Here is a 19,277-nt window from a genome sequence, read left to right on the forward strand (position 1 = left end):
TAGTAAACATGAAACAAGCAGTGTTATGGATCGGGTTGTGCCTGATGTCCCTCACGGCCCACGCCGGGCCGTTGATCAATGTCGGGGTGGTGTATGACTACCTCGAAGGCGATCGCAGTTCCTACCTCAAGCGCGTGTTCAATGGCGGCACCAGTACCGCGTTCGTCAAGGTCAACGTGCTGGAGATCCTCTACAACGCCGACGGTACTACCCGCGAAGTACCGGTGGCTTCGATGACTGATGAGAAGGGCATCACCACCAGCCGCGACGGCCTGATGGCCAGCCCGTCGCGCTTGATCGTGCCGGTGAACGGGCGCCAGGGCACCCGCCTGTTGTACATGGGGCCGCGGGACAAGGAGCGTTATTTCCGCCTGCGCTTCATCCCCGTGGTACCGGAAAAAGACGACAACTTCGGCATCAGCGATGAAGAGCGTGCCGACTACAAGGACCATCTGGCAGCCGGGATCAACGTCATGGCCGGCTACGGCACGGTGTTTTTCGTGCGCCCCAAAGACACGCGTTTTGACACCCGGATCAACGAGACGGCCGAGCAATACCAAGTGCGCAACGCCGGCAACAGCACGGTGGTGCTCGATGAGTTTCACGATTGCTCGGCCACCGACGCCAGCGACTGCGTGCCCACCACCAAGCACCACATCCTGCCCGAGCGTCAATTGACGTTCGAGAAAAAGCCTGGCCGGCGCTACAGCTTCGTACTGGTGGAAGGGCTGGATAAAAAACCGATGACGGTCGAAAAAAAGTAACGGGTGATCATGATGTTCAAGCAGCTGACAAGACTAGGGGTACTGGCGGCCTGCATGCTGGCGGCTAACCACACCGCAGCGATCCAGGAACGCCACTCGTTCGACGTCTCGGTGACCATACCGGTGCATGAGGCCTACGTGCTGCCGTCCGAGCCGGACTGGATGGGCCAGGAGCAACTGCTGGCCTGGAACCTGGTGACGTCGGAACTGGGCCGCCTGCGCAAGAACTTCGACGTAAAAAACCTCAACGGCGGGGTCGCTGCTCGACTGGGGGCTGAAGCTTACCTGTTCAACGGCCGCAACCGGATCGACCTGCAGGTGTTGTTCAACCAGGTTGCGCTGACCCTGGAGCCCACGCAGGTGGTCAACGCCGATGAGGCTCGCGTGGGCCGGCGCGCCGAGCTGAACATCGCCGCGATTGAGCCCGAAGGCGGTTATCGCGGCGGTGAGTATTACGGCACGGTGCACCTGGTGTTTGATTTCCTGGCACCGTGACGCGCTTGAGCCGGCTGCTCCCTGCAACGTCTGGCGTGTCAAACGGCGCGCCAGTTCGTTGTAGCGTTATTCGGCGCCTCTTCGCAGCAACTGGTGGGTCTGCTCACGGGGCCATTCCTTGCTGCGTTCGCTCACGTCGCTGAGCAGTTGACCGTAGAGTTCATCGGACATTGCCTCGTCGAGCGGTACCCGGTCTTCGACCAGCAGCTGTTGCACCCATTCTTGCAATGCCTGGTGTTTTTGCGCGCGCTGTTCGTCGGTTAACTCCGTGGAATGAGCGTAGGTGTGCAGTTCGTCCCTGAGCTTATCGAGCAATGCCATTTGTTTTTCGGTGCTCATTAGGTTCGCTTCATAGTCCGTTGCGTATTGCTCCTTGAGGAAGCGCTCCCAGTACGGCTCCAGAAGCATTTGGTCCACCAGGCCGTCACCCTCGCTTAACGCCAGTACTGCCGTGTAGGCCTGGGTGATGGACGCTTCGCTGACCTCGGCCGTTGCGCGATACAGCATGTGTTCGCTGACCCAGGGCAGCCCGAGCCGACCGGCCAGGCGTGTCTGGTAGGCCAAATGGACTTCCACTTCGTCGACGGTCCCTGGCTGGCCATCGATCACCTGTGAGGTCAGTCGCAGTCCCAGCCCGCCTTGTTCGACCGGCTTGAGGCGGTGGGCAATGTCGGAGCGCGCCACGTGGTTCAGCAGTTTGAGGTTGGCGGCGCCCCTTGCCAGCTTGACCATACGCGTTTCGCGTTCGGCGGGGGTGCGGCTGAAATACTGTGCCTGGTTGGCTTCTACCTCGATGCCCATATTGGTGAAAATCTGTAACCCTGCATCCGGGCACAGGCCTGGAAAGCGGGACATCCAGAACAGCTTCTTGCGTAGCTCGGCGTCGCCGTACATGGCCGAGAGCATGGTTCGTAGTTGTGACCTCATCTGCGCGTTGTTGTGTGTGTAGAGCGCTTCATCGATCGAGTCTTCGAAGAACTCTGGAGGTTCGAGCGCCCGGATCACTTCGAAGAAGCCTTGGGAGTCGTGCTCATGTTCCAGCGCGTCCCAAAGCGTTCGATATTTGTCGCGGTTTTCATCATCCAGGTCTTCAACCCAAAAATCGCTTTTACCCAGGGGCTCATAGGTCCGATGAGGGTCAAGCCCGGCGGCTATTCTGTAGGCTTCCAAGCGGTTCTGCGCTTCCAGGCTCAGGCTTGTGCGGTCCAGCCGGGTAAGGGCAATCATGGTTGCCGTTTCGGAATCAACCGCGACATCGGGGACGTCGGTAATGGAAGTGCCTTGCAGCTCCAGGATGAATGTTTCGGGACGCGATTGCGCAAAGAGTCCTACCGGCCATTCCTGGATATGGGTGTGGTTGAGCAGGAGCATATCCAGATCGGGCATCAAGCTGACATCCGGCACTGCGTCCAACGGGTTGTGCTCCAGGCTCAACAGGCGCAGGCGCTTGAGGTCACGCAGATGCGCCAGCGCCGGGCCATCCAGGACGATCTTGTTATGCGCCAGGTTCAACTCCCTGAGCAGGCTCATGCGTGAAAGGGCCGCTGGCAACGCTGTCAACGCGTTGCCTCCCAGGTCGAGGCTGCGCAGATGGGGGAAATGCTGCAAGAAACGCGCTCGCTCTGGGGTGAAATCAACACCGTTTATGATCAGGTGTGTGACTTGTCGCAGGTCCGCTGGCAGCTCCGGAATTTTTTCGGGCCAGGGTATTTCAGACAGGTCCAGTTGGACTCCGCGGTGTCGCTGACCGAGCTTGTCGTGCAGCCGGGTGCTGCCTTCGCGCCAGGCTTCCATCAGGGTATGGGCAAAATCGCCACGGCGTTTTCGCTCGACCGCCTCCAGGCGGCTGCGTGTTGGCCATCGGGTACTGGATCTGACATAGCGGTCCAGCGTCGTTTCAAGCGTTTGCCCTTCGGTTTCCAGGCGCACCAGCAGGGCCAGGCCGTCTTCGCTTTGCGCCTGGTGAGCAAAGTCTCTTACACCTTGTTCGGACATCTCGGGCAGCCACCGTTTGATGCGGTCCTGCAGGGCCACGGTTGAGGTGTCGGCGTGCGATAGGCGGCGCAAGGTGCTGAGGAAGTTGCCGCCCCCCAGCAGTATCAGGGTTTCACGTTGCGCCTGGGGGCGGATCGGCGGTTCAGCAAGGATCAGGCGTCGTTGCGCGGCGGCTTTGTTTTTTTCGATCAGCCATGACCTGAATCGCTCGCCGTCGATAAAGTGTTTGTCGGTTGTCAGGGTATGGAAAACGGCAGTGTAGAAGTCGGTGGGACCGTGCAGCTGCCTGCCTTGGGCATTGACGATGCGGTACTGGGCTTTTTTGTTGCGCACCAGGATACGGATGTTCGGAGCATCGAGTGAGCCGACGTGGGTTCGCAAGTTGCCGGTGGGGGTTCGGTCACGTATTTCGATACGCAGCCGGTCCAGTGCATCGGTGTGCATCCTTAAGCTATTGAGTGCCAGGGTCTCCGCGTCTACCGACAGGGGGCGATCTTGATGGATCTGCTCGAACACCCGGGTGCTGGTGACTTCGAAACCCAGTTCTTCGGCCTGGTTTTTCACCTCCAGCGGCACGCGTCGGTCTTCATCCATCACCTTCAGATGGCGTCTGCGGGTGTGCTCGAGCAGGCGCTGGGCAATGTTCAGCGGTATGTCCGGGTACTGGCTGCGAAGCAATTGGACATGCGGGTCGCCTGAAGCTTCCTGCTCGCTGTAAAGGTGCAGTCTTAGCGACTCACTTTGCTGTTCTATGTGCTCGGCAAGCCGTTCGCGCAGTGCCTGGGCCCGTTCCGGTTCCGGCACCATATCCGCCAGCAGTGCGGTGAGTTGATGTTCGTCCAGGAACATCACGACTTTCTCCGGCAGGCGGCCGGACATGACGTCGGCGATGCTGAGGCTGAGGGTATCGCTGCCCTGGGCCGTCGGACTGCCATACCGACGGGGGGTACCCGAAAGATCGGACTGCTGATAAACCAGCAAGGCCTTGTCCGCTGGCCAGCCTTCCAGTTCGGTGACCATTTGCTCAAACCAGTAGGACGCCGGGTCCAGTGGCTGGTTCATGCGAAGGCTTTCGACGCTGGTTTTGATCTGCTTGTCGTTCTTGAAGCGTTTCAACGTATCGGCCAGCAGCGGTGGCGTCGGTTGATTGTTGACGTACATGTGGCGCAAGGCGCCGAACTCGACATCGCTGATGATACGAATCTGCTCCAGTTCACCGGCACTCAAGCCCTCCGTCTGCGGCCCTAACCGACGCATTAACGTTTGATTGCTCCAGGCGCGCGGCTGTTCGCCTTCCAGTACACAGGCGCCGGTGCCGTTGAGTGCCACGGAGGGGCGATAGGCTTCGACACGTGTGGGATGAGCGAGGTGGAAGCGTTGAGACAGCGGATCCTGCACGATTTCATAATGGCGGTTGCCCTGGCGCGCAATCTTCTTGCCGCGGTGGTGATACAGGCCATTCTCTTCAGGCGGGAAATCCGAGGGCAGGCGCAGATTCCGGTGCTGGTAGGGCGTCAGGTCCGGGTGCCACAGGCGGGTTTCGCCTGAGGCGGTTTGTACCGGTTTGAGTCCCGCTATAAAGGACGACAGCTTTGTCTCGGCGACCTGGCTGAGCTGCCCGCCGGCATGGAAGATACCGAGTTGGATAACGTTTTCAGCCACGCCGATGATGTGCTGCCATCCCTCAAGCTGCCGTCCCTCGGCCCAGTCGACAATGCCTTCGAAGGTGTCGTCGAGTAATTGGTAGGCGGTGTAGGCCAGCATCAGTTCACCGAGTACCGGCACGACCGGGGTGATCACCAGCAGCGCTGCGTTGAACAGGTCCGAGAGCATTTTTTCCAGGTTGTCCCACCATTCCCAGCGCGCCATGCGGTCGGCGTAGGCGGTGGAGACGGCGATTTGCCGGGCGTCATTGATGATCTTGTTCAGCTTGACCCGACAGAGGTAATTCCACAGATCATCGGAGGCAGGAACGGCGGCGCGGTTGGCGGTATCGTTGCGGGTCGCCAGGACGCTGACCCGCAGGTTCGGGGTTTCCACGGGCGTTTCTCGCCAGCTGGGGCGGCTGTCCCCGGGCTGGCTGGGATGCCAGCGTACGGTCTGGAGCAGGTTATTGAGTTGTGCAAAAAAACGGCCGCGCTGTTCATGTTCGATGAATTGACTGAAAAACGGCTGGTAGCTGGGACGCGACGCGCCTGGCTCCGGCGAACGCAGCTGGAGGATCAGCTCTTTGACGAATGCGGCTGAGGAGTCGTATTCCTTGAGTGGGTGGTCAGGGTCCTCCGGGATGTAGACCAGTATTTTCACGACCGCAGCGGTATGCCCGGCGAGGCTTTCGATCACGGTCTGCAAAGGCGAGGGGGGATCCGGTTGTCGGGGCGCAATGATCAACGGCCCGATCACGCGGGTGTCCAGTATGTTCAGGGTGTAGAAATCTACCGGTTGGCCGTTCCACCTCAGGTTGGTGCGCCCCGCCAGCATGGACTGGACAAGGGCGTAGGTTTCATCGCTGATATGCCGGTTGGCCAGCGCCAAGTGAGCCGCGCTGTTCAGGGCAGCCTTCTGCTGATTGACGAGCGTGACGCGCAGCCGTTCTGCGACCTGCGGATTGTCGAGGCCGAAGGTGGTGCGCAGTTGCTGTTGGTAGCGGGCGCCGATATCGAGGGTGCGGCACAGGGCTTTGAAGGTCTCGGCGGTCAGCGCCTGGCCGGTCACCGCGTGGGTCAGGGTCAGCGTGCGCTGTTGCCCCTGACTGTTGGCAGCGGACAAAAAGGCAAAGTCAGCGAAAGTTTCCGAGGACGAGAAATTGTGCAATGCGGCATCCAGCAACGTGACGGTGCGGCTAGTGACGCCGGGCGCGGCATTGATTGTCCACCAGGGCAAATTGGCCGGTGAGTACAAGCGGATTGAAGTCTGCGCTACCTCGATCTCGCCATAGTCCCGCAGCGCTTCCTTGAGCAGTGGCTCGGCAAAGGCCCGAAGGTCGCTCAAGTGGGCCAATTGTTTGTCGACGGCGTTCTGAGCGGCCCACTGTTCGGCCAGTGCTTGTTTCAACGGCGCGCGAGCTGCAGGTATTGAAAGGTTGTGTGGGATCGTCGGGGTCAGGGCTTTCAGTGCGCCGATGTGCCGCGCATGGGCGTCGATCAGCCAGGGGGGGAGTTGTTGCTTGATGAAGGCGTAGGAATCCGGGGTTTTTCCTGCAACCGGAAAGACTCGATCCGTGAGAGCGGTGGGCATGACAAAACGACCTTTTAAACTGAATGAGGTCGTTGAATTATGCGCGGGATACCGCCGGTTAAAAGCTTGAAATCCAGCTGGGAATCGGTGGTATTCGATGCACTATTCAGAACTGAAAAACAGCGGGATAACACCCTGCCCAGGGTCAGTGGTTGGCCATCGACGGCAGGCACAACGTCTGGGCTCCTGGCTTTAGATAGGGGGTGAGGATCGGCGCCATGCCCTTGAGCACCTGCACGGGCAAGGCTGATGTAAACGTGAAGTGCTGCGCCGAACTGCCCGGCACAAACGCCGTCAGTGTGCCGAAGTGCTGCTCGCCGATGTAGAACACGAACGTCGCGGTACGGTTGATCGACTTGGAACTGAGTATGCGCCCCCCGGCACCGATGGCTTCAATGCGGTTGTCGCCGGTGCCGGTCTTGCCACCCATGGTCAGGGGCGTGCCATCGGCCAGCTTGAAACTGCCGGCCACGCGTTTGGCGGTACCGGCATCCACCACCTGCGACAACGCACCGCGCAGGGCCGCCGCGACTTCGCTGGGCATCACCCGTTTGCCGCGATCAGGCTGGTTGACCAGGCGCGTTTCATAGGGCGTGTCGGCGGCGAAGTGCAGGCTGTCGATACGCAGGGTCGGTTCACGCACGCCGTCATTGAGAATGATCCCGACCAACTCTGCCAGGGCCGCCGGACGGTCGCCGGAGCTGCCGATGGCCGTGGCCAGGGATGGCACCAGATGGTCGAACGGGTAGCCGACCGCCTGCCAGCGCTGATGAATATCCAGGAATGCCTCGACCTCCAGCATGGTGCGGATGCGGCTGTCGCGAGCGCTCTTGTGGCGGCTCTTGAACAGCCAGCCATAGACTTCCTGACGTTCGTGCTCACTGGCGGCGACAGCCTCGGCGAAGGTGGCGTCGGGGTGGTCCAGCAGGTAACCGAGCAGCCACAACTCCAGTGGGTGGACCTTGGCGATATAGCCCTGGTCCGGCAGGTCGTAGGTACCGGGGCCGTAGTCCTTGTAGAGCTTGGCCAGGCGTTCGTCGGTGAGTTTTTCCGGGGCCTTGGTGTTCAGGTGCGCGCGCACAAAACGGTTGAAACTCTCCTGGCTGGCCTGGGGCAGCAGGTAACGGTGCACGGCAGCCAGGCGAATGGCAGTGGGGTGCATGCCGTCAAGAAACGTGTCGAGCCGCGCCTGGGTGTCCTTGTTGCGGTAGCGCTTCCAGAAACGCAACAGGAAGGTAGTGCCCTCGCGGTCGGCGAATTGCGCCAGGTATTCCTGGCGGCGCGGGTCGTTGTCGTCCTTGAGCAACTCGGCGCTGCTGTTGGGCCCCTGATAAGTGCTGTAGCGCACCAGGTCGCGCATCAGGCGAATGAACGGCAGGTTGATCGACTCACGCAAGGCTTCACGCAGCGTGGGGTTGCGCCCGTTGTCTTCGTTACGAAAATTATTGAAGTGATGCAGGCCGCCGCCGGTGAAAAAGCGTTCGCCGGGGCTGGCTGAATACTGCCGCTCGAGCGCCGCGTCGAGCATCTTCGGCAGGCTCTGGTCGCGGTTTTGTGCGAGGTAATCCACGGCCCAGCGCGATAGGCGATCCTGCTCATCAAGGTTGATTTTTTTCAGCTCGGCGGGTGTCTGGCCGGCATAACGGTCGTGCAGTTCGCTGATGATTTGCAGGTAGGTGGTCAGCACGCGCAGCTTGGCGGTGGAGCCCAGTTCCAGCTTGCTGCCTTCGTTGATGTCGAAGGGCTGGTCGGTGTTGTCGGTCTGTACCCGCACCCGTGCGCCATCGGCGGTCATCTCATAAAGCGTGAAGCTGTAGCGTACTTGCGCGGTGCTGGCGGGCGTCAGCAGGCGCGGGCCGAGCAAGCCGATTTGCCCGGCGAAGGCGGGGTCGGCCAGGTGCTTGAGGTAGGCGGTGGCCTGGGTTTGCAGCTCATCCTGCAGGGTGCTGGTGGCGGACAAGTCCAGGCGGTCGAGGTCGTACAGCGGGCGATTGAGCAGGGCGGCCAGGCGGCTGCGGGCAACGCTGATGCCTTTGTTGGTTTCAATCGGTTGGATCGTCGGCTGTTGCTGCCAGTCGCGATAGCTGACCTTGCTGGCCAGGGCGGCCTGGGCCAGGGCCGGGTCGATGACCGCGTTCTGCGCGAGCAGGCGAATGTGGCTGTCGGTCAGCTCCGCCAGTTCGGCGTGGCCTTTGGACAAGTAGTGCGAAGGCCGGCGCTGGGCAATCATCAATGACAACACTTCACGCAAGGCCAGGCCTTTTTGCCCGAGGTTTTGCGTGCTGTTGTCGGCAAGCAGCGCGTTGGTGCGGTTGAAATCGGCGCCGTACCACACCCGCAACCCTTCGGCCATTCCGTGCACTTCACCGTGGCCGGGCACGGCGGACAACGGCACGCTGTTGAGGTAGTCGCGCACGATGTTCTGGCGGGCCTGCAAGGTCTGCGGGCCGTCCTGGTACGCACGCACGCTGGCGGAAAACATCTGGCGCAGCTTCTCGCCGCCCGACAAGGTCAGGCCGTCGGGGGAGTGACGGTATTTTTCCAGTTGCGTCGCCAGGGTGCTGCCGCCGGCGGTCTGCCCGGGCAAATGCAGGAGCCTGGCCACTTGTGACCAGGCGGCTTTGGCGAAGCGTGGCCAGTCCACTGCGGGGTTGGCTTCGGGTTGGGCCGGGTCGAGCAGGTCGCGGTTCTCGATGAACAGCAGGCTGTTGACCACCACCGGCGGAATCGCGGTGAAGCTTTCGTACAGCTGCTGCGGATAGTTGTACTGGTAGAGCGGCACGGCGCGGCAGTCGGTGATGGACAACCCGGCCTGGATCTTTTCCGCATAAGGCACGAACAGGCCCTTGGCACTGTAGTCCATCAACTCGGCCGAAAAGCGCGCCTGGCTTTCGATCGCATAACCGCGCTTGAGCAGGCGCGGCAGGAACGTGGCGAGGTCGCTGTAACCCAGGCGCCGGTCGAAGGGGCCGGCACCGGGGTAGGCGATTGCCGGGCTGGGGCCGGGCTCCAGCTGGTAGGTGAGGGCACGGGCCAGGCGGCTGAGTTCCTGGGCCTGCGGGCGTGAGGTGCGCATCTCTTTAGCGGCGGCAAACCCCAGGGCCACCAACGCCATCAGCACAATCAACCAGAACAGGCGCCGTGAGTAACGGGGCCTGGGTTTATTTTGGGGTAAAGGCGCTGGGTCCGAACTACCGTGTACTTTCGCAGCCTTGCTCGATTCGGTTTGCCACAGTGCGCCCATAGTCGATTGATCCCTTCACGCAGATAGATCGGACTTGGCTGAAGTCTAGTCGCTGATGGCTGTGTGTGAGGGAATTGTGTATTGGGTGTCGGAATATTCCGATGGATTTGCTACGGTGCTGCCGCGACGTTTTGTCGCCAAAGACAGGTCAGACACTCCTGTAAAATTGCATTTTGACCGACGCTTCCCCTGAATTGCCTCGTTTTTATAGTGAAAGGCCCTGCTCCTGGCTTTTTATACTGCACGCCCCGCTGATCTTGCCTGGCAAGAAGGGCTCGTCCATGAGGCGGCCCGGTTTCAACAAGGGCGCAGGCTTACCGGCTTGCCCCTGGAGACTCGACGGACATTCCAATAACAAAATGAGGTTGTACCCCTATGCCAGTTGGCAACCACCTGCCCCATGGCGAGACCGCTTCGGGCGGCCCGCTCAAACGCGAACTGGGCGAGCGGCATATTCGCCTGATGGCCCTCGGCGCCTGTATCGGTGTCGGCCTGTTCCTCGGCTCGGCCAAGGCCATTGAAATGGCCGGCCCGGCCATCATGCTGTCCTACATCATTGGTGGCTTGGCCATCCTGGTGATCATGCGTGCCCTCGGTGAGATGGCCGTACACAATCCGGTCGCCGGCTCGTTCAGCCGTTATGCGCAGGACTACCTCGGGCCGTTGGCCGGTTTCCTGACCGGCTGGAACTATTGGTTCCTGTGGCTGGTGACCTGCGTGGCGGAAATCACCGCCGTGGCGGTGTACATGGGCGTGTGGTTCCCCGATACGCCGCGCTGGATCTGGGCCCTGGCGGCGCTGATCAGCATGGGCACGATCAACCTGATCGCGGTGAAGGCCTTTGGTGAATTCGAATTCTGGTTCGCGCTGATCAAGATCGTCACCATCATTGCCATGGTGATCGGCGGCGTGGGCATCATCGCGTTCGGCTTTGGCAACGACGGTGTGGCGCTCGGTATTTCCAACCTGTGGGCCCATGGCGGCTTTATGCCCAATGGCGTGCAGGGTGTGTTGATGTCCTTGCAAATGGTGATGTTCGCCTACCTGGGCGTGGAAATGATCGGCCTCACCGCCGGTGAAGCGAAGAACCCGCAAAAGACCATCCCCAGTGCCATCGGCTCGGTGTTCTGGCGCATCCTGCTGTTCTACGTCGGCGCGTTGTTCGTGATCCTGTCGATCTACCCCTGGAATGAAATCGGCACCCAGGGCAGCCCGTTCGTGATGACCTTCGAGCGTCTGGGGATCAAGACGGCGGCGGGCATCATCAACTTCGTGGTGATCACGGCGGCGCTGTCGTCCTGCAACGGCGGGATTTTCAGCACCGGGCGCATGCTCTACAGCCTGGCGCAGAACGGCCAGGCGCCGGCCGCGTTCGGTACCACATCGAGCAACGGCGTACCGCGCAAGGCGCTGCTGTTGTCGATCTTTGCCTTGCTGCTGGGGGTGTTGCTCAATTACCTGGTGCCGGAGAAAGTCTTCGTCTGGGTGACCTCCATCGCCACCTTCGGCGCGATCTGGACCTGGGTGATGATCCTGTTGGCCCAGCTCAAGTTCCGTAAGAGCCTGAGCCCGGCCGAACAGAAGGCTTTGAAGTACCGCATGTGGCTGTACCCGGTCAGTTCCTACCTGGCGCTGGCATTTTTGGTGCTGGTAGTCGGCCTGATGGCGTACTTCCCGGATACCCGCGTGGCGTTGTATGTGGGGCCGGTATTCCTGGTGCTGCTGACCGTGTTGTTCTATGTGTTCAAGTTGCAACCGACGCAGGTCAGCCAGGGCTCGCCCCGCTCGGCTTGACGCAGCAAGCCCCGGTGCCCGCCTTGGGCGCCGGGGCCTGGTTCAGGCGCGTTGCAGCGCGGCCTGGGTGGCGACGGTCAGTTGTCGCACCAGGCGATTCTGCTCGTCCTGCTCCAGGTCGATCAGTGACTGACGCCGTTCCAGATGCTCGTCCGAGTGTCGGTCCGGCACCTCTTTTTCCAGCAGGCTGACTTTGTAGCGAATGGTGTCCTTGATGGTAGCAAAGGTCTCCGGATGGCTCCTGGCCAGGTATTCGATCCAGAACCCTTCCATCAATAGCCATTCCTGCAGGGCCGGGCTGTTGCCGAGCCCGCGCAGTTGCAGGCGGGCGTTATTGATGACCTCCGTGGTCACATAGTCTTCGACGCTGTACAGCAGTTCCAATGGGTGAAAGGGCAGGTTGAACTCGGTGGCCAATTGGGCACGGAAGTAAATCGTGACTTCGGCCGGGTCGACTTCCAGGCCGGCCAGTTCCCGGTCATGAATGAATTTGTCGGAGATATGGTCGAGCTGGTTGAGGTAGAAGCGTCCGGCGGACAAGTCAATCAGCGCGCGGTCACTCTCGTAGCTGCGGCTCTTGGCTTTGGCCATGTGGATCCGGTGTTCAAGCTCCATATTGGTAAAGGCCAGCAGCACACTGTCGCCGCAGTCACCCGAGCCGTAGGTGTTAAGGAACACGTTATTGCGCAGCTCGCTCGACTCGCCCATGGCCAGCAGCAAGGTCCATACCCGTTGCGTCAAGACCTCCCGACGAGCGCCCCCGGCGGTGTAGGCGTAGGTATTGGTCAGGTCCGCGAGCACCCTGAAGGCATCATCGGGATTGGCGCCTTCGTGGTGTTTGAGTTGCTCCCACAACGTTCGGCGCGCCGCGACATCGGCCGTGGGCACGCCGCTTAACCAGGATGAAACAGCGTCAGCCACTGGCGCTTGATGCGGTTGCCCAAGTGCGCCGCCGAGCCTGATACCGGTGGTGTGCCGGTGCTGTTCGATACGCTCAAGGGTGGCTGGCGAGAGCGGGTTTTCATGCAGCAGGATAGTGCGGCGAGGCGGGCCGACGCGCTCATCGTTGAACAGCGTTTCGGGAAGGTCGGTGATTGCGTTTTCCTGCAGGCGCAACTCCTCCAGAGACGGCAGCAGTTCCGCCCCCGTGGGCCACTGGGTCAGCCCGGTATTCGTCAGGTTCAAGTGCTGCAGGTGGGTCATGGCACTGACATCCGGGGACACGCCAAGGTCTGGGTTGTCCTCCAGGACCAACCGCTGCAGGTTGACCATGGATGCCAGGCGCTGGGCCGAAGCTTCGGTGAGGCGGATATCGTTGTCGCTGAGCGTCAGGTGGGTGAGTTGGGTCATGTCAGTGATGGCTGCGGGTAATTCGTGCAGCCGGCAATCCAGCTCCAGGCCGCTTAGCCCGGTGAATTTGCTCAGGAACGCATTGGCTGTTTCAGGAAAGTGATTGCCCGATATTTTCAGATAGTCGATGTGTGAAAAGCCTTGATTGCCGTTGATGAAATGGGCCGGCGGCAGGTCGCCGTCATCCAGTTGCAACTCCAGGAACTGGGCGTGAAGAACCCCGGCGAGGTAGGTAATGGAGCGATTTTCGTGGCGCCAGGCTGCTCGCAGCTGTTGCGCGAGGTAGCGACGGCTGGCCAGTCTCAAGCCCAGCGGATCCTGGGTGGGTTCATCCGCACTCTGGGGTGTGTCTGCCCAGCGCTCCAGCTCGATGTCCATGTTGTGGTATTCGGTGCGCCGGCGTTCGATTTCGACCAATGCAGCCGGCTCGTTCATGTTCAGCGCGCGGATGAAATCGCGGGCATCGGAATCTCTCATCCGGGGGTAAAGCTCTTGGACCTTGGTGACCAGGTCGGGTGGCCGATGACCACTGAACGGCCAGAACCGGCTCCACATAGGGTAGGCCAGGAATGTCCGTTCCCCGCCCATGGGCGGCACCATCCAAGGTTGCAGGTGGGTCAGGTCCAGAAGGCTTTTGATCTGTACCCGTTGGCTGAGTGCAAGCGTGAGAATCTGTTGGCGCAACCCTGACAAGCCTGCCTCATCGGTCGCCTCCAGCGCGTTTTTTTCGTCGTCGGACAAAGTGGAGAGAATAATCCGCAGCAACAGGTTCGATGGCTGGCCGAGCGGGTTGCCCGACCTGTCGTAGGCCTGGTAGCCGCGTTCGGTCCTGGCGAGCGTGCGGCGTTCGGTGCCGGTGATCGGGCCTGCGCTTTGCAGCAGGGGCCCGTGGTTGTTGCCTTGGTGAATGTCGATGCGCACGCCGGCGGGCCATGCGGGCAAGTCCTTGAGCAGATGCAAGGTGATTTTGTCGCTGTCGGCGTTGATACAGGCGTCGGAGTACAGACCCTCATAGGCGCGGTTCAGACGTACGTCGTCGGCGGACAGGCGTGCCTGTTCGGCAAGGCGCAAACCGGGCGCTTTCTTTTGCTGCAGCTGCTTGAGTTCCTTGGGCGTGGCCTGGCCGAGAATCGCCTCGACACTGCTGTTGGGCAGGCCTGGGTGGTGGACTTTGAAATGCCTTACCAACTCAGTGTCACGGTCTTCACTGCGTTGATAGATCGACTCCAGGAGCTGCGGCTTTTCCCGTTCGGTGAACTCGACGATCTGCTTCACCAGTTTGAACAGGCGGTCGTCGCGGGAATCTGGCAATTCACCGAGCACGGCCTGGGTCACCTCATCGTCGGTGATCACTGTGTCCAATAGCCTGGCGTTCTCGTAGTCACTCTTCTTGACCACCAATGCTTTGTCGTTTGGCCGGTTGCGGTCAGGGTATTGCTGGACAACCCGGTTGTCGGTGTCGACCACACGCAGGACGTGGCTGTCAGGCCAACTGGGCAGGCTGGAAAGCACCAGCAGCTGCAAGTCGGGACGGGCGATACGCGAGGTGGGAGTGTTGCCGATCGCCTCGATGAACTGCCGGATCTCCTGTTCCATTTTCAGGCGTTTGCAGGTGTCGGCCAGCAGCGGTGGTGCGGCATGGCCGGCACGGTGGGCGTGGCGCAAGAGCCTGGACGGAGTGTTGGTGAGGGCGAGGATATTGGCGGACTCGGCCTCTGTAAACGCGTAGGTGTGGTTGCCCAGACGGTAAAGCAGTTCATGGTCGTTCCAGGACATCGGGTTTTCGCTGGCAAGACGCCAGGCACCGTGGCCATTGTGGGTGAGTGATGGGGTGTCGACCCCGACTTTCCGAGGGTGGCGCAGACGCCATTTGTGCAGGACTTTGTCAAACACGATCCGGTACAGGGAGCCGTAGAGCGGCAGGTAATGCTGGGTATTCCACTCGAAAATACCAAGGGCGTCAGGTGCCAGGTCGGTGGGCGGCGTGAGGGTGTGTTCGTATTGCATCAGCGAACCGTTGACCAGGCTGACATAACCGGCCGCGCTGCGCTTGCTGCTCATGTAGTCACCCAGCCGGGTGCGCAGGCCCTGGGCGTCGGTGGCGCTGCTCATGCCCAGCAACTGCCGCTCGTGGGGCTGCAATACCGAAGCGATGGCCAGGTAGAAACTGTCCATGGTTGCAGGCACGGGAATCGTGCCGCCGTTGACCACGTCGTACGCCTCATATACGCCGTTGCCATAGTGGCGCAACTCCACCGTGGGGTCCTGCGGGCCTTTGAATACGTAGGGTTTGGCGATGTGCCCGGCGACCATTTCGGTCATCACGAACGGGCGCTTGAGGGTATTGCGCACCAGCGCCGAGGCGAACTCCCGGGCCCATTGGTCAATGTCGTCATTGTAGGCGCGGGCGTGGTACAAGCCGTCGATGGCCGCATCGATACGCAACGCGGTGCGGTGGTTGTCCAGCAGTTCATGGAAGGCGCTCGGCAGCGTGCCTTGTCGCAAGTAGGCCTGTTGCTGCTGGGGCGTCAGTGGATGCTGCTCCAGCAGGCGCTCCAGATTGGCCGGGGACAAGGGGCGGTTGAGGTCACGCAGTTTTTTCAGCAACGGTGTGACGGCGACCAGGGGGGGCAAGGCCGTGGCGGGCAGAAACCGGCGCATGTTCGCCGGTACAAGCTGCTCGCTTTTTTCGTAACCGGCGTAGTTCACCAGGGCGCTGAACAGTGTCATGCGCTCGTCGCTGGCCAGTTGCGCGACCTGTCGACGTAGCACCGTGATGCGCTGCGCAGAGGTGTGGGGAGCATGCCCCTCCAGGCCCAGTTGCGAGAGGGTGGGTTGCAACGCAATGATCAGGTTCAACAACGGCTCATCGGCATTGGGTACCAGGTGCGCAACGTCCCGTGCGCTGTAGGTGCCATCCTCGGCCCTGATAATGTCGATGGCATGGGTGGGGGTTGGGGGGCGCTCGGTTTTGCTGTAGCTCTCGATCACCGTGCGCTGGGGGTCGCTGATACTCAGGGTGGTGTTCGCTGGCCAGTCGGGCAGTTGCGTCAGCAGGCACAGTATCGCGCTGTCACCGTGGGGCGGCAGGTAGCCGGGCTCGTTGAAGCGGTCGATGATCAGTTGGATGACCCGGTCGACCTGTAGTCGCCGCACGCCTTCGATCAGGTTCAAGGGCGCCGGCTCCGACCGCCACACCTTGTCCAGTGTTTCCCGGGTGGTAGAGGTGCTGCGCAGCATGGTTTCCAGGTCTGCTGCCGGCGCCAGCGAGGAACCGTTGGGCAGCATGCGTTGTAGCAGCTCGATGTCCGAGAGGGTGTGGGCATTGTGCAGGTCGAAGACCCACGCCTGCTTTGCCGGGTTGAAAAGGATGGGCGGGGTGTAGCCATCGCTGCGTTGATGTTTGAGCACGTAGCGCATCTGCTGGTCGTCGTGTTTGACCTGTGCCACCAGAAACTGGTCACCTTCATTGAGCTTGACGTATTTCTCGCCATTTACGCTGTAGACGCCCAGGGCATCGGGGCTGCGGCCGTCCAGCAGCGACTGTCGATCATGGGCGTAAGGTTGCGCGTCGGGTTTCCACAACTGAGGGCTACCGCCCGAGCGGATGACCTTGCGCGGGTTACCTAGGTTCTGCATCAGCGTTTGCATGCGTTGGCGCTGCAAGCGGCCGGCCGTTGCGGTCAACTGGCCGCTGACGATCAGGTCGGCAACATCCGTGAGGCTGCTGGCAAAGGCACTGGCGTCGCCTTTGACGGCCTGGTCCAGGCCCTGGATCACGCTGTAGGTCAGGCTGCCCAGCATCAGTACTTGCAGGGTTCGCATCATGCCCGTCACGCCCCCGGGCACCGGGGTCAGGAGCAGGTCGAGGACCTCGGACGCAATCGCCTGCGCCGCGTCCTTGAGGGCTTGCCAATCGGCTTCGGAGCGATTGACGGCGAGTGTGTCGAGGTCTGCCTGGCAGCGTTGGATCTGCCGGTAAGTCATGGCCTCTACCAGGCTCACTGGCCGTCCCGTCTTGGCGTCGGCGGCGAAGTGGATATCCTTGAGGGTCTGCGCCGGGAAGGCTTTGTGAAAACCGTCATACAGTTTTCCCGCAAGCCAGTTCAGGCCTTCCGGCCGAGGCTTCTTGGTCACCAGTTTGGAGAAGACGGACATGCCCACCAGGGGCAATTGCCGGGAAAACCAGCCCAAGTCGTCGTTTTGATGGCTTTCGAGCAGTTGCGTGCGGAATGCTTGCTCCGCCGCGCGTGCGTCGGGGTGATAGCGCAGTGCGCCCCCAGGGCGGAACGGAAAGTACGACAACACACCCAGGGCCGCGACGCGAATCAGCAGCAGAGGCACCGGAATTATGGTGTCCCAGGGCACGAAGGGAACGGCCGCCACCACCGTTACCCCCGCTGTCAGGCCCAGTGAGTCAATCTCCGGTTGAGCCCCTGTCTCATCAATGGCCGCATTCAACAGGGTGTACATCTCGCGGGTCAGCCCGCTATCGGCACGGTTGCGCCAGGCGTCCAGCACATCGAACTGCAGCAGCGTCCTGGCTGAAACACTCATCAGGCGGCGCAGTGTGCCGTTATCCCCCAAGGTGGCGTTGATGCGGGTTTTCAGCTGGCCGCCCAGGTCCAGTTCGCGTGCCACGTCGATAAACGCTTGTGCCGAGAGGCTGCGATCATCGCCTGGCCCCGCGACATGACTGGCTTGTACCAGGCTGTAGCCGGACTCTGTGGTCCTGCCGTAGGTGAAGCCAAAGTTGACGCAGGCCGCCTCCCACAGGGACATGCTTTTGACGTGATCGACGTAGTGCCAGTCTTGCGTGTAGGAGCGGCGACGGAATCGGGTCCGTTCTTTACGTTCAGGTTCCCAAGGGAAGGGCTGTTCTACTTTTTCCCGGTAAACGGTGTTGAACCGGAAGGCTTCGGGGTCACGCCCGTCAATGCGGCTGCGCAATTGGGCCAGGCCTTCGGTCTTGAAGGCCTGTACCACGCGCTCTTTTTCGGTTTCAACTGCGTTAAGGGCCGCCAGGGCTTCGCGTTGCAGTCTCACATAGCGTTTTTTTTCATCGGGCGTGAGGGCGCCCAATGCATGCGTCAAGTTATGCCGGATCTGCTCCACAGCTTCCTGCTGTGCCCAGGAGGTGCTCGATTGCAGATTGCCGGATAAGCCGTTGAGTAATTGAGAAGTCGGCATGGATGGGTGGCCTTTCACATATTGAGTGGAAGGCCGATGTAATCACCACGCGCACGATGCCAGGGGTTAACTATTTACCCGTAGCGAGAGGGCGGTGCCGGGAGGCATCCAGGTTTTTAATGAACTCCAGCCAGGCCGCCAGTGCAGCCATCAGCAACAGGCCCAGCAGTGCGCTGAACACCTGCATCGGCCAGGCATCCTCGACCTGGGCGTTGAGCATGTCGGCCAGCGGCGCCAGCAATACTCCCAGGCAGAACACCTCCAACGAATAGCGGCCCATGCGGCAGCTCTGTTGCGCCAGCCAGTTTTGCGTCCAGGCACGACCCGGCAGCAGCTTGGCGGTGACATACGCCAAGGCGAGAAAGTGCACCAGGCGCACCGGTGAAAGGTCGGTCTTGCTGATGGGGTACAACATGTTGCTGACGATGGCGGGCATCCAGGCATCGTGAAGGTGCGGCCAGCGCCAGGACAATGTAATCACCCCGGCCAGCAGGGCATAGGCTGCCGCCGCGATAAACAACGGTTGCCGGCGCAGCGGCCGGGTATCGGGCGCGCGGGCCTGGCCGGCCTGCACCGCCGCCGCGCCGCCGAGGATAAACAGAAACTGCCAGGTCACCGGGTTGAAGTACCACACACCGTCGGCAATCGCCCGCAGGTTCCAGCCCATCCAGGGCGCCAGCAGATACACCGTCATCGACAGCCCCACCACCACCCACGTTTTGCGCAACAGCAGCGGCAACACCAGCGGCAAGCCGGCAAGCAGCACGATATACAGCGGCAACGGGTCCATCAGGTTGGGTTTGAAACGCAGCAGCAATTCATCGGTCAGGGCCTGTTGTGGGTGGGTGACGAAGTGCGTCAGGCCCATCTCCTCGACCAGGTCGCGGGTCTCCACATGGCTGTTGGCGAAGAACACGATACCCATCAGCATCGCCAGCAAAAAGATGTGCACTACGTACAACACCCAGGCTCGGCGCAGGATTTTCAGGGCGGTGATCCAATATCCTTCGGCCTGCAGAATTTTGCCGTAGGCCAGTACGCAGGCATAACCGGCGAGGAACACAAACACTTCCGCAGCATCGCTGAAACCGAAATTGCGCAGGGTGATCTGGCCGAGGGGGTTGTGGGGGACGTGATCCCAGAAAATGAAGATCAACGCCAGGCCCCGAAAAAAATCGATGCGCGGGTCGCGTCCGTTCAGCATGGCA

The 19,277-nt window shown here is 61.1% G+C and carries 7 protein-coding genes; 3 read left to right on the top strand and 4 right to left on the bottom strand.

Translation table 11 applies throughout. The features are described from left to right. Window positions 1-8: 8 nt before the first annotated feature. Both FIV39_RS02320 and FIV39_RS02325 read left to right on the top strand, forming a co-directional pair. On the top strand, window positions 9-764 hold the full coding sequence (locus FIV39_RS02320; protein ID WP_090408891.1) for a pilus assembly protein: 756 nt from the start codon (window positions 9-11) through the stop codon (window positions 762-764). Between the two features lie 12 nt (window positions 765-776). Further along, window positions 777-1,259 carry a CS1 type fimbrial major subunit gene (locus tag FIV39_RS02325; RefSeq protein WP_090410129.1) on the top strand — a complete coding sequence of 161 codons (483 nt, stop codon included), beginning with the start codon at window positions 777-779 and terminating at the stop codon, window positions 1,257-1,259. Window positions 1,260-1,325: 66 nt separating this feature from the next. Here FIV39_RS02325 and FIV39_RS02330 read toward each other — a convergent pair whose 3' ends face one another. Further along, window positions 1,326-6,491, bottom strand: coding sequence for a dermonecrotic toxin domain-containing protein (locus FIV39_RS02330; RefSeq protein WP_090408888.1), 5,166 nt, complete (start codon window positions 6,489-6,491; stop codon window positions 1,326-1,328). 145 nt (window positions 6,492-6,636) lie between these two features. Next, on the bottom strand, window positions 6,637-9,735 hold the full coding sequence (locus FIV39_RS02335) for a transglycosylase domain-containing protein (protein ID WP_090408885.1): 3,099 nt from the start codon (window positions 9,733-9,735) through the stop codon (window positions 6,637-6,639). A gap of 375 nt (window positions 9,736-10,110) precedes the next feature. Between FIV39_RS02335 and FIV39_RS02340 the strand changes: the two genes are divergently transcribed. Beyond that, entirely contained in the window at window positions 10,111-11,529 is a 1,419-nt protein-coding gene (locus FIV39_RS02340) for an amino acid permease (RefSeq protein WP_090408882.1), read from the top strand. Between the two features lie 42 nt (window positions 11,530-11,571). On the opposite strand, the gene FIV39_RS02345 is transcribed toward FIV39_RS02340, so the two are convergent. Both FIV39_RS02345 and FIV39_RS02350 read right to left on the bottom strand, forming a co-directional pair. Further along, entirely contained in the window at window positions 11,572-18,069 is a 6,498-nt protein-coding gene (locus FIV39_RS02345; protein ID WP_090408879.1) for an NEL-type E3 ubiquitin ligase domain-containing protein, read from the bottom strand. Between the two features lie 70 nt (window positions 18,070-18,139). Beyond that, window positions 18,140-19,273, bottom strand: coding sequence for an OpgC domain-containing protein (locus tag FIV39_RS02350; protein ID WP_090408878.1), 1,134 nt, complete (start codon window positions 19,271-19,273; stop codon window positions 18,140-18,142). Window positions 19,274-19,277: the final 4 nt, after the last annotated feature.

Source organism: Pseudomonas grimontii (assembly GCF_007858185.1).
In the GTDB taxonomy this organism is placed as follows: Bacteria; Pseudomonadota; Gammaproteobacteria; order Pseudomonadales; family Pseudomonadaceae; genus Aquipseudomonas; species Aquipseudomonas grimontii.